Source organism: Nocardia sp. XZ_19_385 (genome assembly GCF_015355755.1).
Classification (GTDB): domain Bacteria; phylum Actinomycetota; class Actinomycetes; order Mycobacteriales; family Mycobacteriaceae; genus Nocardia.
In genome coordinates this window covers 967,757-990,579 of the sequence record NZ_JACVEE010000003.1, presented here as the reverse complement: position 1 = coordinate 990,579, position 22,823 = coordinate 967,757, and the positions used below count along the sequence as shown (strand labels likewise).

25 protein-coding genes are annotated in these 22,823 nt (G+C 67.7%); 8 read left to right on the top strand and 17 right to left on the bottom strand.

The features are described from left to right. Positions 1 to 52: 52 nt before the first annotated feature. The 5 genes from IBX22_RS28280 to IBX22_RS28260 all read right to left on the bottom strand — a co-directional run bounded on the left by IBX22_RS28280 (position 53) and on the right by IBX22_RS28260 (position 4,120). Positions 53 to 871: a class I SAM-dependent methyltransferase gene (locus IBX22_RS28280; protein ID WP_194818723.1), complete on the bottom strand. Its 819-nt coding sequence runs from the start codon at positions 869 to 871 to the stop codon at positions 53 to 55. A gap of 145 nt (positions 872 to 1,016) precedes the next feature. Continuing rightward, positions 1,017 to 1,436 carry a nuclear transport factor 2 family protein gene (locus IBX22_RS28275; RefSeq protein WP_194818722.1) on the bottom strand — a complete coding sequence of 140 codons (420 nt, stop codon included), beginning with the start codon at positions 1,434 to 1,436 and terminating at the stop codon, positions 1,017 to 1,019. 23 nt (positions 1,437 to 1,459) lie between these two features. Continuing rightward, positions 1,460 to 2,266, bottom strand: coding sequence for an MBL fold metallo-hydrolase (locus tag IBX22_RS28270; RefSeq protein ID WP_194818721.1), 807 nt, complete (start codon positions 2,264 to 2,266; stop codon positions 1,460 to 1,462). Between the two features lie 205 nt (positions 2,267 to 2,471). Beyond that, positions 2,472 to 3,080: a TetR/AcrR family transcriptional regulator gene (locus tag IBX22_RS28265; RefSeq protein ID WP_309234822.1), complete on the bottom strand. Its 609-nt coding sequence runs from the start codon at positions 3,078 to 3,080 to the stop codon at positions 2,472 to 2,474. Positions 3,081 to 3,181: 101 nt separating this feature from the next. Then, positions 3,182 to 4,120, bottom strand: a complete 939-nt coding sequence (locus IBX22_RS28260; RefSeq protein ID WP_194818720.1) for an alpha/beta fold hydrolase — start codon at positions 4,118 to 4,120, stop codon at positions 3,182 to 3,184. A gap of 157 nt (positions 4,121 to 4,277) precedes the next feature. Between IBX22_RS28260 and IBX22_RS28255 the strand changes: the two genes are divergently transcribed. Further along, positions 4,278 to 6,140, top strand: a complete 1,863-nt coding sequence (locus tag IBX22_RS28255; protein WP_228539716.1) for a Na+/H+ antiporter — start codon at positions 4,278 to 4,280, stop codon at positions 6,138 to 6,140. 3 nt (positions 6,141 to 6,143) lie between these two features. On the opposite strand, the gene IBX22_RS28250 is transcribed toward IBX22_RS28255, so the two are convergent. The 5 genes from IBX22_RS28250 to IBX22_RS28230 all read right to left on the bottom strand — a co-directional run bounded on the left by IBX22_RS28250 (position 6,144) and on the right by IBX22_RS28230 (position 10,645). Continuing rightward, the gene (locus IBX22_RS28250; protein ID WP_194818718.1) at positions 6,144 to 6,851 is read right to left on the bottom strand and encodes a dienelactone hydrolase family protein; all 708 of its coding nucleotides are present in this window, start codon (positions 6,849 to 6,851) and stop codon (positions 6,144 to 6,146) included. Positions 6,852 to 6,912: 61 nt separating this feature from the next. After that, positions 6,913 to 7,620: a TVP38/TMEM64 family protein gene (locus tag IBX22_RS28245; protein WP_194818717.1), complete on the bottom strand. Its 708-nt coding sequence runs from the start codon at positions 7,618 to 7,620 to the stop codon at positions 6,913 to 6,915. 52 nt (positions 7,621 to 7,672) lie between these two features. After that, positions 7,673 to 9,163, bottom strand: a complete 1,491-nt coding sequence (locus IBX22_RS28240; protein WP_194818716.1) for a phosphatase PAP2 family protein — start codon at positions 9,161 to 9,163, stop codon at positions 7,673 to 7,675. A gap of 542 nt (positions 9,164 to 9,705) precedes the next feature. Further along, a complete protein-coding gene (locus IBX22_RS28235) occupies positions 9,706 to 10,191 on the bottom strand; it encodes a DUF488 domain-containing protein (protein ID WP_194818715.1) in 486 nt (161 codons plus the stop codon). Positions 10,192 to 10,249: 58 nt separating this feature from the next. Next, positions 10,250 to 10,645 (bottom strand): RidA family protein, encoded by a 396-nt coding sequence (locus IBX22_RS28230; RefSeq protein WP_194818932.1) that lies wholly within the window; start codon positions 10,643 to 10,645, stop codon positions 10,250 to 10,252. Between the two features lie 135 nt (positions 10,646 to 10,780). Here IBX22_RS28230 and IBX22_RS28225 point away from each other — a divergent pair, with 135 nt between their 5' ends. Beyond that, a complete protein-coding gene (locus IBX22_RS28225) occupies positions 10,781 to 11,755 on the top strand; it encodes a YafY family protein (RefSeq protein WP_194818714.1) in 975 nt (324 codons plus the stop codon). A 148-nt stretch (positions 11,756 to 11,903) separates the two neighbouring features. Here the strand turns inward: IBX22_RS28225 and IBX22_RS28220 are convergent, their stop codons facing one another. Together IBX22_RS28220 and IBX22_RS28215 are read right to left on the bottom strand one after the other, a co-directional pair. Beyond that, positions 11,904 to 12,335, bottom strand: coding sequence for a hypothetical protein (locus IBX22_RS28220; RefSeq protein WP_194818713.1), 432 nt, complete (start codon positions 12,333 to 12,335; stop codon positions 11,904 to 11,906). A gap of 70 nt (positions 12,336 to 12,405) precedes the next feature. Further along, complete coding sequence (locus IBX22_RS28215; protein ID WP_194818712.1) at positions 12,406 to 13,005, bottom strand: TetR family transcriptional regulator; 600 nt, start codon at positions 13,003 to 13,005, stop codon at positions 12,406 to 12,408. 74 nt (positions 13,006 to 13,079) lie between these two features. On the opposite strand from IBX22_RS28215, the gene IBX22_RS28210 reads away from it, so the two are divergent. The 3 genes from IBX22_RS28210 (at position 13,080) to IBX22_RS28200 (ending at position 16,189) form a co-directional block, all read left to right on the top strand. Beyond that, on the top strand, positions 13,080 to 14,294 hold the full coding sequence (locus tag IBX22_RS28210) for an alpha/beta fold hydrolase (protein WP_228539510.1): 1,215 nt from the start codon (positions 13,080 to 13,082) through the stop codon (positions 14,292 to 14,294). A gap of 390 nt (positions 14,295 to 14,684) precedes the next feature. Continuing rightward, on the top strand, positions 14,685 to 15,284 hold the full coding sequence (locus IBX22_RS28205; RefSeq protein WP_194818711.1) for an isoprenylcysteine carboxylmethyltransferase family protein: 600 nt from the start codon (positions 14,685 to 14,687) through the stop codon (positions 15,282 to 15,284). Between the two features lie 260 nt (positions 15,285 to 15,544). Then, on the top strand, positions 15,545 to 16,189 hold the full coding sequence (locus IBX22_RS28200; protein ID WP_194818710.1) for a class I SAM-dependent methyltransferase: 645 nt from the start codon (positions 15,545 to 15,547) through the stop codon (positions 16,187 to 16,189). 586 nt (positions 16,190 to 16,775) lie between these two features. On the opposite strand, the gene IBX22_RS28195 is transcribed toward IBX22_RS28200, so the two are convergent. After that, positions 16,776 to 17,330: a dihydrofolate reductase family protein gene (locus IBX22_RS28195; protein WP_194818709.1), complete on the bottom strand. Its 555-nt coding sequence runs from the start codon at positions 17,328 to 17,330 to the stop codon at positions 16,776 to 16,778. Positions 17,331 to 17,548: 218 nt separating this feature from the next. On the opposite strand from IBX22_RS28195, the gene IBX22_RS28190 reads away from it, so the two are divergent. Further along, the gene (locus IBX22_RS28190; protein ID WP_194818708.1) at positions 17,549 to 17,770 is read left to right on the top strand and encodes a hypothetical protein; all 222 of its coding nucleotides are present in this window, start codon (positions 17,549 to 17,551) and stop codon (positions 17,768 to 17,770) included. Positions 17,771 to 17,915: 145 nt separating this feature from the next. Here the strand turns inward: IBX22_RS28190 and IBX22_RS28185 are convergent, their stop codons facing one another. Both IBX22_RS28185 and IBX22_RS28180 read right to left on the bottom strand, forming a co-directional pair. Next, positions 17,916 to 19,133 carry an NAD(P)/FAD-dependent oxidoreductase gene (locus IBX22_RS28185; RefSeq protein ID WP_375540283.1) on the bottom strand — a complete coding sequence of 406 codons (1,218 nt, stop codon included), beginning with the start codon at positions 19,131 to 19,133 and terminating at the stop codon, positions 17,916 to 17,918. Between the two features lie 40 nt (positions 19,134 to 19,173). Continuing rightward, on the bottom strand, positions 19,174 to 19,716 hold the full coding sequence (locus IBX22_RS28180) for a hypothetical protein (protein ID WP_194818706.1): 543 nt from the start codon (positions 19,714 to 19,716) through the stop codon (positions 19,174 to 19,176). Between the two features lie 124 nt (positions 19,717 to 19,840). Between IBX22_RS28180 and IBX22_RS28175 the strand changes: the two genes are divergently transcribed. Then, positions 19,841 to 20,392, top strand: a complete 552-nt coding sequence (locus IBX22_RS28175) for a TetR/AcrR family transcriptional regulator (RefSeq protein ID WP_194818705.1) — start codon at positions 19,841 to 19,843, stop codon at positions 20,390 to 20,392. Positions 20,393 to 20,483: 91 nt separating this feature from the next. Further along, positions 20,484 to 20,657 carry a hypothetical protein gene (locus IBX22_RS28170; RefSeq protein WP_194818704.1) on the top strand — a complete coding sequence of 58 codons (174 nt, stop codon included), beginning with the start codon at positions 20,484 to 20,486 and terminating at the stop codon, positions 20,655 to 20,657. 13 nt (positions 20,658 to 20,670) lie between these two features. On the opposite strand, the gene ligD is transcribed toward IBX22_RS28170, so the two are convergent. Together ligD and IBX22_RS28160 are read right to left on the bottom strand one after the other, a co-directional pair. Continuing rightward, a complete protein-coding gene (gene ligD / locus IBX22_RS28165) occupies positions 20,671 to 21,642 on the bottom strand; it encodes a non-homologous end-joining DNA ligase (RefSeq protein ID WP_375540282.1) in 972 nt (323 codons plus the stop codon). Between the two features lie 72 nt (positions 21,643 to 21,714). Beyond that, positions 21,715 to 22,773 (bottom strand): MBL fold metallo-hydrolase, encoded by a 1,059-nt coding sequence (locus IBX22_RS28160; RefSeq protein WP_194818703.1) that lies wholly within the window; start codon positions 22,771 to 22,773, stop codon positions 21,715 to 21,717. Positions 22,774 to 22,823 lie beyond the last annotated feature (50 nt).

Sequence of the window (22,823 nt, the reverse complement as noted above, 5' to 3'; positions counted from 1 at the left end):
AGACTCTACGGCGACCCTCTCGGCCTGTCGCGGTATCAACTAGCGGCTGCGGTCAGGACGCGTCACTGGGTGACCGGGCTCGGCCCCATGCGCGGACCGTGGGCGGGGCATAGAACCAACGCTGCTCGTCCCGCAACTCGGCCTGCGCGGTCGCGGTGACCGTGGGCGCAACCCCGTGCGCTATCAGGGTTTCGTGGGCCTGCATCCAGGTGAGGTCCCACATGCGCGCCATCGGTGAACCGCCCCGGAACACCGGGATCTCCACAGCGGCTCGGACATCGACGAGACCGAGCGCCTCCAGGTGCGCGGGCAAGTTGCGGGCCCAGGCTTGATCCGCGCCCGCGGTCTCGGTCGAACGTGCGAAGGCACGCCAGACCTCCCCGAATGCGCCCGGCATTTCCTCGTGCACGCCGAGCCCGTCGCCTTCCTCGAGCATGAGTACTCCCCCCGGCGCCAGTGCTCGCGCCAGACGTTCCAAAACAATGTCTCTGCGGGCGATGTGCAGCAGCACGAATCGGGTGTGGACGAAATCGAAGGCGCATTCGGGGAGGTCGCCGGTGACGAGGTCGATCTGGGCTACTTCGCCGCCACGATCGGGCAGGTCCGTCAGGTGGCGTGGGTCCGCGTCGACCGCGAGTACTCGACCGCCGGGCAATGTGGCATCGCACAGCCAGCGCGCGAACGATCCGCCGCCGGCGCCCGCGTCCAGGCACCGCCATCCCGCACCGACGCCCAGTCGCTGAGCGAGGGCGATACTGTCCGGGTCGTAGGCTGCGCCCAGCAGTGTGAGGCGTTCGTCGGCGAATTCCCATGCGTTGGTCAGCGTGTAGTGCGGATCTCGTGGGGAGGAGATCGGCGCAGTCTCGGTCATGCTGAAACGCTAGGCCGCAGCGATGTGGGCTGGAGTAGGGATCAGCTCGTTTCCGAAAGCCAAGTGATCGAATACACAACGGCACCAGCCCAATTCGCACCGTGAGCGTGACGAGCTCGATCAGACGACAGCTGACTCGCCCCCCTCAGGCCGTCATGGCATCCCGAACCTTGGCGGTGTCGACGAACTGTTCGAAGCGGACGATGCGGCCGCCGCGGACGACGAAATGGTGGGCGACCCGGACATCGAGGTCCTTGCCGGTGGCTTTGTTGGTGGCGGTGTAGCGGGCCAAGACCACGACGTTCTCGCCGTCGACGACGTAGGTGTCGTCGTGGGCGGTCCAGTTGTCCCAGTCCTTGCCCAGGTTCTCCATGACAGCGGCGGTGACGCCGTCGGGGGTGCGGTAGGTGCCGGCCAGGGGGAACCCCGCCATCTCGGTCCACTCCACATCGTCGGCCAGCGTGGCCCGCAGGGCTTCGAGGTCGCCGTGCGCGGAGGCGAGGTACTGACGCCGCACCACATCGGCGGGCGCGGTGGAGGTGTGGAAGTCGGGGCACTCGCTCATGGCGACAGCCTCTCTGGGATGGGTTATCCCCAGCTCATTTCGCCCTTGGCGACCTTGGCGCCGAGTTGGGCGGCGATGAGCATTCCGGAGTCCGGGTAGCGTGCGACCATCGCGTCGGTCAGGGCCGCACCGGTGTCGGCCTTGCCGAGTTCGTCCTCGAAGACGGTGAGGTAGTCGCGGGTGTAGGCGATCGGGCTCGCATCCAAGGTGTCGGTGGGCAAGCGGTGGCCCGGGACGGCGAAGGCAGGGTTCAGGGCTGTCATCTCATCGAGCAGCTCGACCCAGACAGCACGGTCTTCGGGCTTGCCGGTGTCGGCGACCCACACGTGCTCGTTCTGGAACAGCAGCACCCCGCCGACGATCGCCCGCTGCTCGGCCTGCCACAGGTAGTGCCGGTCGGGCAAGCCCGGGTGACCGCCCTTGAGCTCGAACACGTGCCCCTCGAAGGTGAGATCACCGGTCAGTTCGGCCAACTCGACGAGGCGGGTGGGGCGGTTGGCGCCGACCGCCTCCCATGCCGCCAGCTTGTTTTCGTGCGCCGTCCTGATGTGCTCGATCACCAGCGGGGTGGCGACCAGGTCGGCTTCGGGGAAGGCGTCGGCGATGACCTCGGCGCCCCAGTAGTAGTCGGGGTCGGCGTGGCTGATGAAGACCGTGGTCAGGGTTTTGCCGGAGTCGAGGATTTCGGCGACCAGACGGTGCCCGTCGGCGCGGGTGAACCCGGCATCGATCAACAACGCCTGCTCCTGGCCGGTGATCAGGGTGGCGGTTTTGTTCTTGGAGCCGACGGGGAAATCCCCGTCGATGACCTTGAAGTCGAGGGTGCTCATAAGGATCCTCTCGCAGCGGTCGGTGGCGGAGCGGAGTGGGGAGGACTGCGCCTCCCGGTCGTGCCCTTAGGTCATCTACCTGGGACAACGGTAACCGACTCATCGGTATTTTCTAGGTGGAATTCGACGGGACCGCGACTGCCCTATCGAGGGGCCACCGTGTCGGTTCGCGGTGGTTCCAGGGCTCGGCGTGGACGTGGAGTGCTCAGTCGGTGCCGGCGTAGAAGGCGCGCAGTTCTTCGACAGCGTCATCGAGAGGCTCGGTGCTGCGCTGAATCCGGCACAGGGCGATCGCGCCTTCGATGGCGGCCACGGTGAGGGTGGCCAGACGGCCGGCGCGGGCGGCGGGGATGTCGTGGCCGATGAGCAGCCCGGTCAGGGCGGTGTGCCAGCGGGTGAAGATCTCGGTGGCGGCGCGGGCGAGTTCGGGGGCGTCATCGTTGGTTTCGACGGCGACGGCGAAGACGGGGCAGCCGGCGCGGAAGTCGCTCTCGCGCAAGGTATGCCGCCAGAGGGTGGCGAATTGGTCGAGGGCTTGGGCGGGGGTGTTGCTGCGGGTGAGGTGTTCGATGAGTTCGCTCATCACCGCGCCCGCGGTGGTGACCGCGTCGGCGATGAGCTGGGTGCGCCCGCCGGGGAAATGGTGATACACCGAGCCGCGGGGTGCGCCGGTGGCGGCAAGTACACGGTCGACGCTGGTGCCGCTGGCTCCGTGCACGCGCAGCGAGTCGATGGCGCCCTCGATCATCCGCCGGCGCGCGTCGGGTAGGCGCGGGCGGGCGGTGTCGGAGCGTGCTCGGCGGGTGCTGGCCACGACGTCAGTCTATGGTTCCCTCCATAAGGCCGGAAAAGCCCGACCCGAACGCCACCGGTGGTAACCACCAGTTATCTGTTGGGCGCTCGGGTCGCCGGTGCTCATTTCACGCGGGTGCTGTGGAAGTCGAGGAAAGCGGCGAGGGTTTCCTGCGGTGCTTCGAGTTGGGGATAGTGCCCGACCTTCGCCAGCTCGACCACATCGGCGTCGGGGATCAGTTCGCGGTAGCGCGCCACCATATGACCGCCGGAGACCGGGTCGAGCAGCCCGTTGACGAGCCGGACCGGCACCTCGGTGCCGATCAGTGCCCCGACCCAGCGTTCCCGATGCGTGCGCCGCTCGGCCATGTAGCGGATCAGTTTGTGGCCGTTGCGTTTTCCGTGTTTGCCGCACCACATCAGCCAGAACTGGTCGAGTTCGGTGGGTGAGGGTTTGGTGTCGGGGCCGAAGACTCCGGCCAGACTGGCCTGGAAGGCCGATTCGGTGGCCAGCATGCTGACCATCGGACCCAGCGGGCCGGCGAGCAGTTTCTGGATCGGGCGGGCCCGGTGGGCTTCGGGGAACAATCCGCCGTTGAGCAGGCACACCGATTCGATGACCAGCGAGTCGTCACCGGCCTGTTTGCGTTCGGTGTCGCGGGCGAGCAATTCCTGGGTGACGGTGTCGCCGTAATCGTGGGCCAGGATGTGCACCCGGCTCAGCCCTTGCTCACGCAGCAGCTGTTCGTGCAGGTCGGCCTGGTCGAAGATCGAGTACTCGTAGTCGCGGGGTTTGGCCGACCAGCCGAAGCCGATCATGTCCGGGGCCAGCACCCGGGTGAATTCGGTGCCCAGGCCCGCCCAGATCGCATGCCAATCCCAGGACGCGGTGGGGAACCCGTGGATGCACAGCAGTGCGCGCTCGGGTCCGGGCCGAGCCGCCGCTCCGCCGTCTCCGGTCGGTAATGTTCCGGTGAAAGCGCTGTCGCGCCAGAAGATCTGATGGCCGCGATGGGTGAACCGGCGGCCGTTGGCGCGCCAGTCCGCGAACTCCTCTTCCACATCTACCTCCTTGTGCCGACCAGCATTGCGCGCGAACGGTACTCGCACCCGCGCTTTGCGGCACTCCGGTACGTGTCAACTACCGGCGCCGCGATTCGCCCCGGGGTAGCGGATGCGCGGGCCGACGCGCACGCTCTGCGAGAATGCTGCGGTGCATATGGCGATCGGCCTGGTGGTTCTCGTAGCGTCCGCGGCCAGCCTCACGGCCTTGGCGCGGCGGTTCGGGATTTCCGAACCGCTGGTGCTGACGCTGGCGGGGGTGGCGGCGTCGTATCTGCCGTTCGTGCCCACGGTGCATCTGGAACCGGAAGTCGTACTGCTGGGGTTGCTGCCGCCGCTGCTCTACACCGCCGCGATCCGGACTTCGCTGGTGGATTTCCGGGCGAACCTGCGGACCATCGCGCTGCTGTCGGTGGGGCTGGTGCTGTTCACCACCTTCGCGGTCGCGGCGGTGGTGTGGTGGTTGCTGCCGGTGCCGTTCGCCGTCGCGGTCGCTCTCGGTGCGGTGGTCGCCCCGCCGGACGCGGTCGCCGCGACCGCGGTGGCCCGCCGGATCGGGATGCCGCGCCGGATCGTGACGATCCTCGAAGACGAGTCGCTGTTCAACGACGCGACCGCGCTGGTGGCGTTGCGGACCGCGATCGCCGCCTCGGCCGGCACGGTGTCGGTGTGGAACGCCGGCGGTGACTTCCTGCTCGCCGCGGGCGGGGGCGCGCTCGTCGGAGTCGTGGTCGCCTATCTGCTGGCGTTCCTGCGGCGCCGGATCAGCGACCCGGTGCTCGACACCACCCTGTCGTTCCTGGCGCCGTTCGTGGCGTATCTGCCCGCCGAAGAGGTGCACGCCTCCGGCGTGATCGCGGTGGTGGTGTGCGGGATGATCCTGGGCCACAACGCCCCGGCCTGGCAGAGTGCCGCCTCCCGCATCGCCGAACGCACCAACTGGCGCACCATCCAGTTCATTCTGGAGAGCGCGGTGTTCCTGATCATCGGGTTGCAGGTGCGCGGCATCGTCGAAGGCGCCTGGGACAGCGGCCTGGACCACCGCACCTTGGTGTTTGCGGCGTTGGCCGTGCTGGCGGCAGTGATGGTGGCGCGGCCGCTGTGGGTGTTCCCGTGGGCGCTGTTGTTCGACAAGCTCGGCATGACCACGGTGCCTTCGGATCAGTCGATGGCCAAACACGCGACGGTAGTGTCATGGGCCGGGATGCGCGGGGTCGTCACCCTGGCCGCGGTGCTGTTGCTGCCCGAGGACACCCCGCAGCTGGCGGTGCTCAAACTGCTGGCGCTGGTGGTGGTCGCGGGAACGCTGCTGCTGCAAGGCACATCGCTGCCGTGGCTGGTGCGCATGTTGAAGCTGCGCGGACCCAGTCGCGCCGAGGACGCGCTGCAGAAGGCGAGTCTGCTGTCGCAGGCGACCTCGGCGGGGTTGGCGGTACTCGACGCCGAGGTCACCGCCCAGACGCCCGAAGCGGTGGTGGCCTCGCTGCGTGAGCGGGTCGCCTGGAAAACCAACGCCGCCTGGGAACGCCTCGGCCGTTCCGAAGCCGAACAGGCCACACCCACCGCCGAATACCGGCGCCTGCGCTTGGCGATGCTGGCGGCCGAACGCGAGACGGTGCTGCGGGTGCGTGATGCCGGCGGCATGGACTACGAGATCCTCCAGCATGTGCTGGCCCGGCTCGATCTCGAGGAATCGATGATCGACCGTTTCGACGAAACCGAGGACGACCGCGTCGAGATGCTGGCGGGTCCCAGCTCCGCCGACGACTGCGCGCATCTGCGGGCCGCGCCGCTGGCACCCGAACCCGCCGGGCCCGCGGAATGTGCGCAATGTTTGGCCGAAGGCTTGACCTGGGTGCATTTGCGGATGTGCCTGTCGTGCGGGCAGATCGGCTGTTGCGACTCCTCCCCGGGCAACCACGCCACCAAGCACTACAACCAGACCCAGCATCCGGTCATCCGCAGTATCGAGCCCGGTGAGGCGTGGCGCTGGTGCTATGTCGACGAACTGCTCGGCTGAGGCTCAGGTGCGCAGATGCTGGTCGAAGAACGCGAACACCCGCTGCCAGGCATCGGCGGTCGCCGCCGCGTTGTGCCCGAACCCGGTGACCCGCAACAACTGATCACCGGGGAAGGTGTTGGCGAACCCGTGGGTGGTGCGCGGATAGGTCTTGATGTCGTGCGGCACACCGAGATCGGTCAGCGCACGGTCTAGTTTCGCCGCGGCGCCGGGCAGCGTCGGATCCATCCCGGCGTAGCTGGCCACGATCGGGCAGGCGCCGTCGAGCAACGTGCGGTAGTCACCGTAGAGGCCGCCGTAGAACGGTGCCGAAGCGTCGAAGCCCTCAGGTGCGCACAGCAGGGAGAACCCGCCGCCCATGCAGAACCCGCTGATCGCGGTGCGCCCGGTGCAGTCCGGGTCGGCGAGCAGGCGGGCGCGGGCGGCCAGGATGTCGCGCATCGGTTCGCGGTCGGCGTCGGTGGTGCCGCCGGTGAACCACAGCGCCCGCATCACCGAGCGCATGCACCGGGTGCGGCCGCGGGAGAACAGGTTCGGGCCCAGCGCCAGATAGCCGTGGTCGGCCAGCATCTGCACATGGTGGCGCAGATCCGAGCTGTAACCGGTGATGTCGTGCAGGATCACGACCCCCGGCCACGGCCCCTCCCCCTCGGGCCGGGCCATGACCGCCTCGATCGGGCCGTCGGGGGCGTCCACCTCGATGTACTCCATGAACACCGAATCTAGGGCAGTGTCTCAGACATTGACAAGACCGTTCGGTGCGCCGAACGGGCTAGGGCTGCGCGGATTTCGCATCGCGGTCCCGGCGACGCCAGCTCCGAATTCCACGGTGCGCGGCGAACGCGCCGATGATCGCGACGACGCACCACACCGCGATCGCGGTGTAGGCCAGCGGCGCCGACAGATCACCGATCGAGGCACCGAGCGCGGTGTAGACGAACGCGCGCGGCGCCGACCCGATGAACGCACCGGCCGCCATCTGCCACAGCGGAATACCGAACGCGCCGAAGGTGTAGGAGGCCAGCGCATCCGGGGCGCCGGGAACGAAACGCTGCCCGACTACCGCCCACAGGCCGCGGCGCGCGATCTGTGCGTCGAGGCGATCGGCGCGTTCGGTGCCGAGCATCCCGCGCGCACTGCCCCGCCCGGCGCGCCGTCCGAGAAAAGCGCAGATCACCGCCGTGCCGACGGTGGCGCCGAGAGTCACGAAAGTCCCGAGCAGCGGACCGAACAACAGTCCACTGCCCCCGGCCAGAATGGGGCCCGGGACGAGCACCGCACCCAGCAGAGCCGACGCCGCCACATACACCAGCGGCGCCGCCGGACCCGTGGCCGCGATCGCCGCGCGCACGCCGTCGATGTCGATGATCCGCGCGACGGCAACGAGATAGAACATCGCCAGCAGGAACCCGGCATACACCGCGAGCCGCGCGCCGTGGCGCCAGCGACCGGTCGGGGCGTGGTCGTCGTTGTCTGTCATGGTGGCCCAACCCTGCCGCACACCCCGCCGGGCCCGCGAATCGAGCCCGGCGCTACCGCGTTTCCGGCGATCGACCAGACTCCGGGACCGGGTCGACCACCCACCACGCGACCGCGGTCCACACCGAGGCCAGCAGGACCGCGCCCATGACGTCGGTGGGGTGATGGGCGCCGGCATAGAGCCGCTGGATCCCGACCAGCACAGGAATCAGCAACGCGGCGGCGGCGAGAAATCGGAACTGCCAACGCCGGGTCGTCGCCCACACCAGCGCCGCCGTGCCCGCGTACAGCGTCACCGAAGCAGCGACATGCCCGGACGGGAAACTGGCGGTGGGCGGCAGGTCGGGATTGAGATGGGCGACCCGGGGCCGATCCCGATCCACGATCGCGGCGATGGTCAGAAACGCGGTGATCTCACCGAGCAGCGCGACACCGAGGAACACCACCGGTCGCCAACTGCGCAGCACCGCCACCGCCAGCACGACCACGATCACCGCGACCGCGATGATCGCCACCGTGTTGCCGATTTCACCGAACACACCGATCAAGGAGGTGAACGTAGCGTTGCGGTGCTCGGCCAACATCGCCACGACGCGGTGATCCCAGTGCAGGACAGAAGTATTCGCCGCCAGCTCCCGCACCGCCAAGCCGATACCCAGCAGCACTCCGACGAGTAGCACCCACGCCACCGCGAGCTCGCCGGCCCCGCGCCACGGATGGGGCATCGTGGGCGCATGCCGCACCGGGACCGGCCGCAGATCCGCCGCCGAGTCCGGCGCCACGTCGCCCGGCAGCGGCCCGGCGTCCTCGATGCCGGAGTCCCGGCGCCACCGATCGAAAGCGACAGCGGTCAGCATCAGCCACAACGCGCCCAGCAGCCAGCCCGCGAGCACATCGGTGAGGTAGTGCACGCCGAGTGCGATCCGGCTCAACCCGATGACCGTCACCAGCACCACCGCCACACTCGTTACCGCGCGCCGCACCCCCGCCCGCTGGATCGGGACGAAAACCAGCACCACCACGCCATAACAGACCAGCGAACTCATCGCATGCCCGCTGGGAAAACTCCATCCGGCGACGCTGTGGACCGGAGTTTCCACCACCGGCCGCAACCGTTCGACGAGCTGCTTGACCACCGCGTTGAGGATCAAACCGCCTGCGCCGGTGAGGATCACATACACCGCCAGGCGCGGCAGACCGCGCAACACCAGCCACAGCGCGCCGACCGTGAGCACCGAGATCAGCATGGCGGTCGCCCCGAACCCGGTGACCACGGTCAGGATCTGCTTCAGCATCGGGTTCTCGGCCACCACGGCGACCACGCTGTCGGACACGGCTTGATCCGCCGCCTGCAACGGTTCCCACCGCCCCCGCACCAGCGCGGTGAGCACCCCGAACCCCAAACCGACGGCCACCGCACCCAACAGCGCCGCCGCACTATGGATTACGAACCGTTCGGTGGCCGCGTGCTCACCGGTATCTGTCAGGCCGCCGGGGCTGTCAATGCCCGTCGCGGCATCGCTCTCCTGCCGGTCGACAGACAATGCAACACCTCCCGCGATCATCCGACACCCACCGCGGGTGTCCTTCGTTGTCCACGGTTTCCCACAACGAGCGATCACAATCACCCCGCCACCGCACACCCCACCCGCCCGGCGGCAACCCTCCGCCCGTTCTCGCGGCCGAGGGAACGGGCGGAGGTTGCGGCCGGTTCTCCCGTCCGAGGGAACGGTATCCGAGGCGACGGTGCGGTCGCGACGTAGAAACACCGCGGTCACGGCGACATGTCCGGCAAGGGCGATGGTGTCGTCCTGTACCGCGTTCGTCTCCACCAGCACCACCACCGTCGCGGCCTGGGCGCGTGCAAACCCGTGCGCGACATCCTGTCCGCCTGCGCTCGCCTGCTCGCCGCACCGGTTTGCATCAGGCCGCAGCCCAAAGCCCAAGTGCACAGTGTCGAGCTGTTGGGCCGCGTGGGTCACCGGTTCGGATCAGCTCGTGCACAACGTGATTCGGACGCACCGACAGGCGATGGCATTTGCGGCCCCGCCCCGGCGCTGGCGGCCCGCCAACGCCGGGGCGCCGCTCAGCTCGGTCCGAGGTGAGTGACCGGCACGCCGTGCTCGGTGTGCAGACGCGTGACCACGAGCGAGCGGTGGCAGGCTTGTGGATCGCGTTCCACGCAGAGGACGGCGGTGACCGAGTCGACGGGCAGTTCGGTCATGAGCGTGGCGAGGTCGAAGGGGTCGAGGATTTCCCGGGTGTAGCGCTCCGTGTACTCCGCCGCCAGGGCCAGGCGGTTGCGTTTGCCCACACCCTGGCGGTCGTCCTCGCGGTACTGGAGTTGACGCAGGTCGGTGGTCGGTGCCAGCTCCTTCACATGCCGGTAGCCGATGCCCGCGGCGGCGAGCATCCGCTGGAGTCGCACCGAGTTCGCCCACGCGTAGTCGGGTCCGCGCACGCCGCGGCGTTGACGCAGGTCGAGCAGCAACCCCACGCCCGCGCCGGTGAGCTTGCCGAGGAAGGCTTCGGAGGTGAATCCGTAGACGCCGATTGTCACTATTTCGCGCATCGGAAATCCCCGATCTGCCTGCTACTCGGGCCGGCCCACCGGCGAGGGCGAGGTCGCATCACGCGACGGCGGTCGCTTCGAGCTCGACCATCAGGCTGGGGATCGCCAGCCGAGTCACCCCGAGCATCGTCGTGGTCGGTGCCACCCCGGCAGCGCCCAAACGCCCTGCCAGCACCCCGTAGTGCTGGAAAAGCAGGTCGACATCGGTGGTGTAGACGTTGAGCCGGACCAGGTTCGCCAGGGACATACCGGCCTCGCTGAGGACGGCCTCCAGGTTGTCGAGAGTCAGCGCCAATTGCGCGGCCATATCACCGTCGTGCTGGGGTGTGCCCTCGGCGCTCATCGCGGTTTGCCCGGAGCAGAACAGGGTTCGGGTGTGCCCGGAAACGATCTCGCCCTGGTTGTACCCCATCGCCACCGACCACGGCCACGGGTTGACCGCCGCCCGCTGCACTGCCCCATTCGACCCGGTCGAATCCTCGAGAGTCGAATCATTTGTCGCTTCGGTAGCCATTTCGTTTGTCATGTTGATCAGCTTCTCAAGCAATACATGACACCTTGTGTCGTGTATTCCTGACATAATTTTCCAATGCGCGCTGACCGATTGGTTTCGCTGGTGCTGCTGCTGCGCCAGCGCGGCCGACTGTCGGCAACCGCGCTTGCCCGCGAGCTCGAGGTGTCCACCCGCACCGTGCTGCGCGATATCGAGGCGCTCTCGGCCGCGGGTATCCCGGTCTACGCCGACCGCGGCCGCCACGGCGGCTTCACCTTGCTGCCCGGTTTCCAGACCGAGCTCACCGGCCTCAACCATGAGGAAGCACTGGCCCTGCTGGTCGCCGGATCACGCGACGGCGCACAGGCATTCGGCCTCGGCTCGGCGCTCGCCTCGGGCATGCGCAAAGTGGTCGACGCGCTGCCCGAAAGCTATCGGACCACCGCGGCCGGCGCCGCCCAGCGACTGCTCATCGACCCCGAAACCGACCTGCTGTCGCGCCGGCTGGTCGCCGAGGAGGTGCCCGTGGCCGTGGTGGCCGCGGTCCGGCGCGCGGTGTTCGCCGGACACAAGCTGCGCATCCACTACGCGGCCAAGGACCAGGACCCGACCTGGCGCACCGTGGACCCCATCGGGCTGGTCACCGTCCGCGGCCTGGGCTACCTGCTGGCCATCAAGTCCGGCGCGGACCGCACCTACCGGCTGTCGCGGATCGCGGCCGCCGAGGCACTCGACGAACCCGCCGAGCGACCGGACCAGGTCGATTTGGACCGGATCTGGCAGGAACGCAGCACCCGGTTCCGTACCGGCGGCGACCAGGTCACCGTGCTGGTCGGGCTGGACCCGGCACTGCGGGAGGAGCTGGTGGGTACCGCGCTGGCCGTGCACACCGAGGAGACCGACGCAGACGGCCGACTACAGCTGGAAGTGAGCTTCCAAGATCGCAGGCACGCGGTGTGGGCGCTGTGGCAGCTGGCCACCAACGCCGAAGTTCTTTCCCCGCAATGGTTACGCACCGCCCTGCACGACCGCGCCGCCACACTCGTCGCTCGCTACGAAGAGCAGACCTGAGCATGGCCGAGCCGCACGCAGGATGGTCGCCGACGATGCCGACGGCGTCACCGTCGACATGCTCCAGACTCGTCGATAAGCACCAGACCTCGACAAGCACCAGGCGGGCGACATGAGCAGACGGGCGACAAGCACCAGGCGGCCACACCTACCAGGTGGGCGACATATACCAGGTTGGCGCGGGATCAAGATCATCAGGCACTGATGGCGGCATCGTGCGGATAAAGCCCGCCATCAGTGCCTGATGATCTTGGTGTCGGGGTGCGGGTTTCAGGCCGCCGTGCGATGACCCGCAGTAGCTGACCTCACCGGGGCGCTGTGATGGCCCGCAAACACCGCAGCCCTGGAAGCGACGCAACCTGACGAAGTCCAGGCCGTCACTCAGGGCAGCAAGCGCGCCCGGCCCGGCAGCGGATCTCGATGTGCTGCTCCCCTGTTCCACATCCGCAACAAGCTGCGTCAGGCGCGCCGGGCCTCCGCGGTAGTCGATTCGCGAGCGCACCGGGAACAAGGTGGAAACCTGGGTGCTGTCACCGCTGTTCGTCGTCGGGACGATGGCGGTGCTCTGGTACTGCATCACCCAGCAACCCCTGACCCTGCTCCACCCCGCAATGAAGAACGGGTATCGCCTGCCCAGGCCAGGCCAGGCTTCAGGAAGTCTGCTCCAGTGGTCCGAGCGCGAGGTGGAGTTGACGGGCCCACCAGTGCACATGCGGGGCCGAGTCGTTCGCGGCGGCGCCGGTGAGACCGGCACTGCGCCGGAAAGCACTGCCGTACAACGCTTCTGTCGCCATCGCTTGATGCAGGGCCGCGACCGCGTGCCGGGTGTCGTCGATGGCGCTGCCGGACGGCCGAAGCCGCTGCAGGGCATCGACGACCGGATCGAGCATGCCGCTGCCCGGGTCGCGCCAGCCCGCCGCGTGCAATGCCACCGCGAGTTCGCCGTAGCCGCCCCGGTAGAGGCGTTCGAGGGACTCGACGAGTTCGAGGAGATCGGCACCGCGGTCCAGCCATTCCGCCAGGACGTCTTCGAGTCCGGCCCGAAGCCGGCGTCCACCATGCCGCAGCAGTTCGGCGAGCAGCGTCTCACGATTGCCGAAGTGATGGGTGACGCCCGCATCGGTCATGCCCACCCGCGCGGCCACCGCCCGCACCTGCACAGCCGCGACACCACCCTCGGCGAGGAGCGCGGCCGCGGCGTCGAGGATCAACCGGCGCGCCTCGTCCGGGGCCCTTCGCGTTCTGCTCACGATCGACACCTTACCTTGACATGCCAAGGTCGACCGACTTACCTTGAGATCTCAAGGTTTGAGGGGAGTCGGAAATGCCGATGATCGAGTTCGCCCTGGACGACGTCACGCTGCACGCCACCGTGACGGGCACCGGCCCAACGGTGCTGCTGCTGCACGCTGGTGGCGAACGCCGCGGGGTCTGGGCGCCGGTCGCGGCACGCATGGCCCTGCGCGGACTGCGGACGGTGGCCTTCGATCTGCGCGGCCACGGGGAAAGCTCAGGGCGGGCAACAACCTTGCGCGCGGTCGCCGACGATGTCATCGAAATGGTGATCCGTGAGCAGGCGCCGATCGTCGTGGTGGGCGCCTCCCTCGGCGGGCTCGCCGCTATCGCCGCACTCGCCGAACCCGCTGTCGCCCAACGCGTCACCGGGCTGGTACTCGTGGACGTCGTGCCCGACGCCGACCCCGATCGGATCCGCCGCTGGCGCGACGACCACGGACTGCGCGAGCACTTCACCGAACTGGTGGCCGACATCCTCGGCCCGGGCGCGAACCTTCTTTCGGGAGCCGCGACGCTGGACCTGCCGATCCTGCTGATCCGCGCCGGAAAACAATCACCCCTCAGCGACGCCGACGTGGACCGCTTCCGCGCCACCAACCCCCGTGTCGCACTCGCCCACGTGCCAGAGGCCGGCCACCTCATCGCCCGTGACGCCCCGGCCGAACTCGCGCGCCTGGTGACCAACCACGCCACCACCTGGCTCGGATCCGACGACGTCGTGCGCCGCGCGTTCGAATTGCAGCACACCCTCGGCGCCGAACACCTCGAGCACCCGGGCGGCACCCTGCACGAGCACCTGCTGCGGGTCCACGCGATCACCGTCGAATGGAACGCCGCCCCACGAACCCGGCTGGCCGCGATCTCGCACGCGTCCTACGGCACCGACGGTTTCGCACACGCCCTGCTGGAGACCACCGACCGCAGCCGCCTCGAACACACGATCGGACCCGACGCAGAGGCACTGGTCTATCTCTACAGCGCCTGCGACCGCACCCGAACCTACCGAGAGCTCGGTCGCCGACCACTGCCCGTATTCGACCGATTCACCGGCACGTCCAGAGCGATCCAGGGAACCGAACTGCGCGACTTCGCCGTCCTGACGATCGCCAACGAACTCGACGTCGCCCGCCACGCACCCTTGCCCGCAACAGTTCGAGACGACCTCCGGAAACTGATCGCCGCGCTGGCGACCTACGCGCCGCAGGAGGCGACACGTGCCCTCACCGACAAGGCGCTCCAGTGAGCGCCGCCGGACCCGTAGCAGGAGGCGGCGCGTGCTCTCGCCGACGAAGCGCTCTGATGAGCGCTACCTAGCCCGCAGCAGGAGGCGTGTGCTCTCGCCTGACAAGCGCGCCGATGAGCGCTACCTAACCCGCAGCAGGGAGCGGCGCGTGCTCTCGCCGGCTAAGCGCTCCGGTAAGTGCTGCCGGACCCGCAGCAGTCCGAATCGTGAGTCGGCGGGATCTGCTCAACGGGGCTGGCGGCGCGTCGGCGGCGCTGCGAGGCAATAGAGCGGCTCTCCGAACACGACGAGACCGACGATCCGAATCGCCTGCGGCCGAAGGGAGATCGAGCATTCTCCGATACCGTGGAAGGACCAGGCCTGGTACCAGTTGCTATCCAGGAGGCGGCCATGGCGGCGCTGACTCTGATCCTCATCGGCCTGTGGCTCGCGGTGGTCGTCGGGCTGCGCGCCGTGGTCCACTTCCGCCGGACAGAGGGGGCCGACATCCGGTTCCGCGACCGGCCCGGCAGCACCCAGTGGTGGGCGAAAGCCGTCAGCAGTGCCGGGTTCCTGGCGATCGTCGCCGCAGCGATCGCAGGACTGCTCGGCCTGCCTCCATTGCCGATACTCGACCGAATCCAGATCGCCGTCGCAGGCGTGGGACTCACGATCCTAGGTACAGCGCTCAGCGTGATCGCCCAGTTCGCAATGGGAACCTCATGGCGCGCAGATGTAGATCCGGACGCCCGCACCCCCCTGATCACTTCCGGGCCATTCCGCTGGGTCCGCAATCCGGTCCTCACCGGCGTGATGACCACTTTTGCCGGCCTGACGCTCACGACACCCAATCCAATCGCCCTTGCGGCATTGGCCTGCACCGTGGCAGGCATCCAGATCCAGGTGCGAGGCGTCGAGGAGCCGTATCTGCGCCAAACCCTCGGGCGCGACTACATCGACTACGCAGCACGCACCGGTCGCTTCGTGCCCTGGCTGGGTCGTCTCCGCTGACCGCTCGGTGCACTACGCGATGTTCCGAGACTGCCCCGATTGGCCGGAGCCGAAGGGCGGAGGGAGGGGTTCCGGTAGTAACCGCCGAAAAATCAACGGATATGGCGTAGCTGCTGGTCAGCGTCGGCGTTCGGCTCCCGGGCCCGCGCAATGAGCAATGCCGTCCTGCCTACCGGTGCCTCCACCCGGCCGGGTGGAGGCACCTTCGTCGTTCTCGGGTAGCGCCGAGTCCGCCGCGATCATGGAATATCGTGCCGGTCATGACCACGGATGACTGGTTGGCCGACACCCGAACCTCTTATGACACGGTCGCGGTCAGCTATGCCGACCAAGTGCGCGGCGCCCTCGCCGGACACCAGTACCTTCGCGCGGCTCTGGCGTTGTTCGCCGACAGCGTGCGGACCGCTGGCGGCGGACCGGTCGCGGACGTTGGCTGCGGCCCCGGTGAAGTCACCGCCCATCTGCATGAGCTCGGTGTCGACGCCTTCGGTATCGACCTCTCCCCGGCGATGATCGACGTGGCCCGGCGCGACCACCCCGGCCTGCGGTTCGAGGTGGGCTCGATGACGGAACTGAACCTGCCCGTCGCTTCGGTGGCCGGCCTGCTCGCCTGGCAGTCGTTGATCCACATCCCAGACGACGAGGTGCCGACTGTATTCGGACGCTTCCACCGAGCATTGCGTCCCGGCGGACCGTTGCAACTCCTGTTTCACATCGGCGACGAGTCGCGGTTGAAGACGGAGGGCTACGGCGGTCACCCGATGAAGGTCCATGTCCACCGCCGTCAGCCTGACCAGGTGGCATCCTGGCTGCACGATGCCGGATTCGTGGTCGAGGCCCAGATGCTGCTCGACCCGGATGCGAAAGCTCAGCAAGCGATTCTTTTCGCACGCAGTAAGTCCTAACTTCTGCATATGTCGGGCTCGCCATTCGGAACCGCGGGTCCCCGACGTACACCGCCCGGCGTGAAGCGTGGGTACCGCCGAGACCTGGAGTACGCATGTCACCGAAGAAGCAGCCCACCGCCGCCAAACGCGCTCGCACCCGCGACCAGCCACGGCATATCCGTTGGTTTTTCGGCGGTTACTACCGGAACCCCAGGGAACAGCAGTCGTGGTTGACGACTGACGCTCAACTGGTTGAAATGGGCGGACGATGACCGACCATGACCCGACCGAACTGAACCTGGAAATCGCCCGCAAGATCTACCCGATCGGCCAACACATGACCGGCGTGGTCGCCCAGATCCCCAGACCAGGGACCGTAGGGTTGTTTGTCGACTTGGGCACGCCACCAAGGGGATTCGTGGATGTACTCCACCTTCCAGACTCTCCGGAGCAGTGGCCGACCATCGGCACCGTCACCGAGTTCGAGGTAATTCACCACACCCATCAAGGCCACCAAGTCAGGCTCCTTCCACTAGACCCGACCTACCGTGCACGTCCTCGACCGGATTCTTCTTCCATATCCCCGATCGAGGCCCCGGGCAGCTCAGCCGTTGGTCACGGCGTATCGGAGCAGAGCCACGCCGGAAGGCAACGCCCGTGATTCGAGCAGTTCGAGTTGGGAGAACGAGGTGCCCTCAGCGACCAGACTCTTTCCACGGCCCTGGACGGCGGGGAAGACGAGCAGCCGGATCTCGTCCACGAGCCCGGCTGCCAGCACGGCGTGCGCCAAGGTCAGGCTGCCGCTCAACGTGATGTCGCCGCCGTCGGACTCCTTGAGTCGACGCACCTCTTCGACCGGGTCACCGGAGAGGATCGTCGAGTTGCGCCACTGCGGATCCGTCATCGATGAAGAGACGACGTACTTCTGCACTTCGTCCAGGTACGCACCTGCCGGCTCGTCGGTGTGCTGAGGCCAGTAGCCGCGGAAGTCCTCGAAGGTCTGCCGGCCCAGCAGCACCGCGTCGGAGGACGCGCCGACGCGCTTCGTCGCGTGCAGCCAGTCCTCGATGCCCGCGTCAGGAGTCGGGCCGAACCACTCGTCGATTATCTCGATCCGCCCGTCGGCGGTGATGTTCTCGGTGACCAGCAACCGGCGCATGGCACCCGTTCTATCACCGATCAGAAGCGCCCACAACGGCGACTGGCGCGCCGCGCCTGATCGGTGATTCACGCCGCCAGCTCCGCCTCCACCTCGGTGAACGAGGCCAGGCCGTACTCCTGCAGCCAGATGCTGTCAGCATTCGCCGTGTGGTCCTCGGGCCACGGTCCTTACCGAGGGGATTGGCTATCGGAGGTCGCCCCCGCGGATTCCGCGACGTGGGAGTCGACGGCGATCCGTTCGAGTACGGAACACCGGGAAACCTGTCGCACGAGGTGGACGGCGGCTACGGCGAGTGGACACATGAGGAATGCCGGCATGCGGTTGAGCAATGGGAGAAATCCACTCCGGAACGACTCGCCGCCCTCGATCCCGACGTACGCCTGCCGACCCGCCAGACCCGCTCGACGTCGACGGCTGTGATGGGTTCGGCCCGTTGATCGTTCGCGGACCGTCTCGGACCGTGGTATCACCGGACAATGCCCGGCAGCGATTGGCCTGCCGGGCAACACGATCAGCGGCGTTTCCGGATGTTCTGTGCCTGTGTCACCCAGGGGCAACGGGCATGGCCAGCAGACGCTGGTGTCAGCGGGTGGTCAGCGACTTTTCGGGACGGTCTTGCAGTGTCACTGCGCGCTGGTCATCTTTGGCCCAAGAATATGAGCCCGGCTTGTGCGCCTCGTCCGTCAGCGCTTTGACGGTGTGCTTGCAGATGAATTCCTTCAGCTTCGCCCCGGGCCGTCCACCCAGGTACATCTTCTTCGCCGTGTCGTCTTTGGTGGCGAATTGGAAGATCCCGGCTTGGCGGCCCAGGCTGATGCACTGGCCGGCGAAGCCGAGGCTGATCGGTGCGGGTTCTTCCTCGGCCATCCGGCTGAGGATGGTGTCGGCGGCGTGCGCGCCCAAGGGGCCCGCGGCCTGGCAGCTCATCCGAAAGGGCAGGTTGGACGGGGCGGCCGAGTCGCCCGCGGCAAGGATGCGTTGATCGTCGATGCTGGTCAGGGTCTCGTCGGTGAGCAGGCGGCCCAGCGCGTCGGTGCGCAGTCCGCTGCGGGCAGCCAGGTCGGGCACCCCGAAGCCCACGGACCAGATGGTCAACGCGCTCGGCAACGAGGTGCCGTCGGCGAGGTGCACGGCGTCGCGAGTCACCGCGGTCACCTTCGCCGCAGGGCCCTCCACCAAGCTCACACCGAGTTTGTTCATCCGCTTGACCACCGAGCGGCGGCCCTTCGGGTGCAGGTAGGGGCCGAGGATGTCGCCGCAGATCAGGGTCACGGAGCGGCCCGCCTCGGCCAGCTCGGCAGCGGCTTCGATGCCGGTCGGACCCGATCCGACGACAGTGACCGCCGCTGTCGCCGGGGTGGTGTCGAGGACCGGGCGCAGGCGCTGCGCCTCCTCGATAGTGGCGATCGGGTAAGCGAACTCGGCCGCTCCGGGAACCTGCGGGTCGGCGCTGCCGCTGCCTACCGCGTAGATCAGGTAGTCGTAGTCGACGGCGTGGTGTGCCGCCAAGGTCAAGCGCCGGTTGTCGGGGTCGATTTCGATGACCATGTCGACGACAAGGCGCACGCTCGGCGCCAAAACATCCTGGTAGTCCACGACCGCGTCGTCGTTGCCGACTACCAACTGGTGCAAGCGGATTCGCTCGACGAAGGTGGCGCGCGGGTTGATCAGCGTCACGCTGACGTTGTCGCGGCGGCTCAGGCGGTTGGCGGCCATCACGCCTGCGTATCCGCCGCCGATAACGACCACATCGGTGTTTATGGTCAAGGTGTGCTCCTTCGTTTCATGAAGTTCGGGCATAAGACACGGCGTGTCCGAGCTCCGTGACAGTGCGTGGGTGTCACCGCGGGTCTGGTCCGGCTATGGGTTCTCGCGAGGTTTGCTCGAGCCGATCGGCCAGAGCCTCGAGCAGCGATTGCACGAACCCCAGGTGTGTCGGCAGCACCCGATCCCAGACAGCTCGCGCGGCCGGGTCGTGAAACTGCACGAAAGTCGCCAGAAGAACACCCTTTTCGCTGCGCCGGACCAGCAATTGCCCTGCGAAACCGAAGGTGGACTCCGTCTGCAACAGGACGTAATCAGGGCTGGCGTGCGCGATCGACCACCCCGCGACGGTGCGCTCGGTGCCGACCGGGGCCAAGCCCAGTGCGATGACCTTCCAGGCCCGCTCGAGCGCCGCCCGCACCTCGCCGGGCACGTCCTCCAGGATTGCCCGGGCCCATTGCTCTGCCGAACGATCGGCAGAGCGGTTGGTGCGCAACAGGTGTGCGTCGCTGTGACCGATGTCGGCCAATGTGGCGAAGGCAAGCATTTCGGTGTCGACGTCTACTGCGTCGACACTCGACCACTCGGCATGCTTCGCACTCGCGCTGAGGTGCGTCATAGGTAATCCCCATCGATCGTTCTCGTCGGTGACCGGCTGCCGGTCTACCAATGGATACAGCACGGTACTGTATCTATCGTTGATGATGTAATCAATAGCCCCACAACTGATTGGTTGACTGCCGATGGCCCCTCCGGTGCGCACTCCCCGTCAGGCTTGGATCGATGCCGCTCTGGCGATCTTGGCCGCCTCCGGGCCGGAGGCTGTCCGCGTCGAAACCCTGGCCGCGGAACTGGGTGTCACCAGGGGCGGGTTCTATCGACAGTTCGCCAGCCGCCAGGAATTGCTCGATGCCGTCCTCGACAGCTGGGAGCATCGCAGCATCGACGAGGTCCTCCAGCGCCTCGACGAAGAAGGCGGCGACGCCAAGAGCAAAGTCCGCAAGGCGGGCAGGCTGACCCTCTCCAAGGAACTACTGCCCATCGATATGGCCGTACGGGAATGGGCCCGCCGCGAACCTGCCGTCGCCGCCCGGCTCGAGCGCGTCGACAACAGCCGGATGGACTATCTCCGTGAGCTCATCGGAACGCTGCACAGCGACCCGCGGGAGGTCGAGGCGCGCAGCATGCTCGCCTTCTCCTTGATGATCGCCGACTATCTCATTGCCGCCGGGCATCGAACGGGCACGCGCACCGAAATCATCCAGAGCGCCTCCCGCCTGATCCTGGGTGACTGAACGCAGTCCCGGATTGGGCTCTGCCGCAACGCCTCCCGTCCCGGAGGCGCAATTCCGGTAGCATGTGGTGACGATTCCGGAGGGGGACATCATGTCGTCGAACAGTCATCAAGAGCAGGTCGATGATCCACGCGCCCGGTGGCGCCGCCTGCCCGCGGAACCCGCCCGCTACGTGGCGGAAACGCCCGTCGAGGGCAATTCGTCGAGTTACACGGTGCCCGCCGTCGACCCGGGCCAGGAGTTCACTCGCCTCTACGGTGGCTAGCGCCTGAGTGCCCTCACCCGTCCGACGCGGGCAATCGCACCTCGTGCGGGGTCTTGTCGATGCGGATGCCGCGCCAGCTCGGATGACGCAAACCGTCCAGGCTGGCCTCGCGGTATTCCACGTCGGCGACGATGGTCGGGTCGACCCAGTGCGCGGTGCGGGCGATCGCGGCCGGAGGGTCGATGTCGAAGGGACTGTCGGGGCGGGCGAGACGGTCGAGGTCGGTTTGCAGGGCGCGGCGGGCGGGCAGGGTCCAGCCGGTGCCGACATTGCCGATGTGGACCAGGCGCTCGGCGTCGTCGTAGGCGCCGAGCACCAGGGAGCCGAAGGTGGTGGAGAAGCGTCCGTTGCCGGGCAGCCAGCCGGCGACGACGGCTTCGGTGGTGCGCCGGAACGGGGTCTTGATCCACGCCGGTGAGCGGGTGCCGGGACGGTAGGGCGAGGTGAGCAGTTTGCTGACGATGCCTTCCAGGTGATGTTCGTGGGCCAGGGCCAGCATGGTGTCGACGTCGACGTCGACCCAGTACGGCGAGGTACGCACGCCGGGCCCCTCGAGGTCCAGGGTGGCGAGACGGTCGCGGCGTTCCTGGTACGGCAAGCTCATCAGTGACTCTCCTTCGAGTTCCAGCAAATCGAAAGCGAAGTATTCGACCGGCACCTCGCGCAGCAGCGCCGGCGCGGGTTTGTGCACATGCATCCGGCGTTGCAGCCGCGCGAAGGACGGTGCGCCGGAGGCGGGTTCGGGCGCGGTGATCTCACCGTCGAGTACCCAGCTGCGTCCCGCCGCCAATTCCGTTAACGCACTGGCCAATTCGGGAAACGAGCGGGTGATGTCGCGGCTGTTACGGCTGAAGAACCGGCACGAATCCCCGTCACATCGGACCACGGCCCGGATGCCGTCCCACTTCATCTCGATCGCCCATCGGTCGGGCTGATCGGGCGGCCGTCCTGCGGTCGCCAGCATGGGAGACGGTACCGATGCCACCGCGCCAGCGTATGTTCAGCAAACTTTGATGCGCAGGTGTTTCAGACACGGTTCGGCAACGGTGAGCAGCGATCAGAGCCGGAAGGTGAGCCGAGCGGGGTTGAGATAGTCGACCGGATCGTGCAGCGAACGCAATTCCGGGCGGGAACCCGAGGGGATGCGCGCCAGTTCGGCCTGCAGCGGCGGGTCGTAGGCGGCCGCGCTGGAGGTGATACCGGGCAGCCAGTTGTCGTGATGGGTCGGGACGAACAGCGCCGGGCCCAGCGCCTCGATGTAGGTGCGCGGGTCGCGCAGGCCGTTGGTGAACTGGTTGAAACCCTGAATGGTGCCGACATGCAGGTCGGTGCCGGGAAGACCGGCCAGCACATCGAAAACCTGCGGAGCCTTCTCGGTCAGCGGACCCGCGGAGTCGTGCCAGACCAGCGAGAAACCGGGAACCCGGAACTGATAGAGCAGCACCCCGTTCTCGGCGTCGAGCAAGCGGGGCAGACTTTGCAGCACACCCGCGAGCGACGGCGGATGCTGCACCAGCGCACACAACTCCGGCGCCGGGAACACCGCCGACGCCGGGTCGTCGCGGTCCGGCGCGGTCGGCCCGGAATGAATGTGGCGGACAGCGGTGACCTCCACCGCGCCGACGGTGAAGTCGTGCCGCTGCCCGATCGGGGTGTTCACATCACCGAGGGCCACCGTCGGAAACGTCGGATCCACCACCTGCGCGCGGATCGCGGCGCAATGCTCGGCCGTCCCGTGCACGACCGCCCCGCAGGCCTGCGCGATCCGCCCCGCATCGGCCGCGTGATCGAAATGCCCGTGCCCGATGAAGATCGCCTCGGGACGCAGATCGGCAAGATCCTGCGGAGTCGCCGGCGTATACCCCGAACTGGTCAGCCGCGGCACCCACGCATCGAGCAACAGCACCGAACCCGCGAAAGCCACTGCGTAAGTGGCACATCCGACCCACGACAGCACCACCCGGTCGGCCCGCACCGCCCCGATCTCGGCATCGACATTCTCGGCCCCGAAAAACCGCTGCCGCGCACCCACCGTCCGCGGATCCCCCGGCCCGGCCGAGGCCTGCAACCGGCCCGCCGCCAGCAACACCCCCGCCCCCAACACCCCACCCAACATTGTCCGCCGCCCGATCAACCGCCGAGGATGAAGATTGCACACGCGTGCAG

Excerpts from the sequence above, each read along its gene's own strand:
- IBX22_RS28280 (WP_194818723.1), bottom strand. The coding sequence starts at position 871 with ATGACCGAGACTGCGCCGATCTCCTCCCCACGAGATCCGCACTACACG.
- IBX22_RS28275 (WP_194818722.1), bottom strand. The coding sequence starts at position 1,436 with ATGAGCGAGTGCCCCGACTTCCACACCTCCACCGCGCCCGCCGATGTG.
- IBX22_RS28270 (WP_194818721.1), bottom strand. The coding sequence starts at position 2,266 with ATGAGCACCCTCGACTTCAAGGTCATCGACGGGGATTTCCCCGTCGGC.
- IBX22_RS28255 (WP_228539716.1), top strand. The coding sequence starts at position 4,278 with ATGGCGATCGGCCTGGTGGTTCTCGTAGCGTCCGCGGCCAGCCTCACG.
- IBX22_RS28250 (WP_194818718.1), bottom strand. The coding sequence starts at position 6,851 with ATGGAGTACATCGAGGTGGACGCCCCCGACGGCCCGATCGAGGCGGTC.
- IBX22_RS28245 (WP_194818717.1), bottom strand. The coding sequence starts at position 7,620 with ATGACAGACAACGACGACCACGCCCCGACCGGTCGCTGGCGCCACGGC.
- IBX22_RS28235 (WP_194818715.1), bottom strand. The coding sequence starts at position 10,191 with ATGCGCGAAATAGTGACAATCGGCGTCTACGGATTCACCTCCGAAGCC.
- IBX22_RS28225 (WP_194818714.1), top strand. The coding sequence starts at position 10,781 with ATGCGCGCTGACCGATTGGTTTCGCTGGTGCTGCTGCTGCGCCAGCGC.
- IBX22_RS28210 (WP_228539510.1), top strand. The coding sequence starts at position 13,080 with ATGCCGATGATCGAGTTCGCCCTGGACGACGTCACGCTGCACGCCACC.
- IBX22_RS28205 (WP_194818711.1), top strand. The coding sequence starts at position 14,685 with ATGGCGGCGCTGACTCTGATCCTCATCGGCCTGTGGCTCGCGGTGGTC.
- IBX22_RS28200 (WP_194818710.1), top strand. The coding sequence starts at position 15,545 with ATGACCACGGATGACTGGTTGGCCGACACCCGAACCTCTTATGACACG.
- IBX22_RS28195 (WP_194818709.1), bottom strand. The coding sequence starts at position 17,330 with ATGCGCCGGTTGCTGGTCACCGAGAACATCACCGCCGACGGGCGGATC.
- IBX22_RS28185 (WP_375540283.1), bottom strand. The coding sequence starts at position 19,133 with ATGCCCGAACTTCATGAAACGAAGGAGCACACCTTGACCATAAACACC.
- IBX22_RS28180 (WP_194818706.1), bottom strand. The coding sequence starts at position 19,716 with ATGACGCACCTCAGCGCGAGTGCGAAGCATGCCGAGTGGTCGAGTGTC.
- IBX22_RS28175 (WP_194818705.1), top strand. The coding sequence starts at position 19,841 with ATGGCCCCTCCGGTGCGCACTCCCCGTCAGGCTTGGATCGATGCCGCT.
- IBX22_RS28170 (WP_194818704.1), top strand. The coding sequence starts at position 20,484 with ATGTCGTCGAACAGTCATCAAGAGCAGGTCGATGATCCACGCGCCCGG.
- IBX22_RS28160 (WP_194818703.1), bottom strand. The coding sequence starts at position 22,773 with ATGTTGGGTGGGGTGTTGGGGGCGGGGGTGTTGCTGGCGGCGGGCCGG.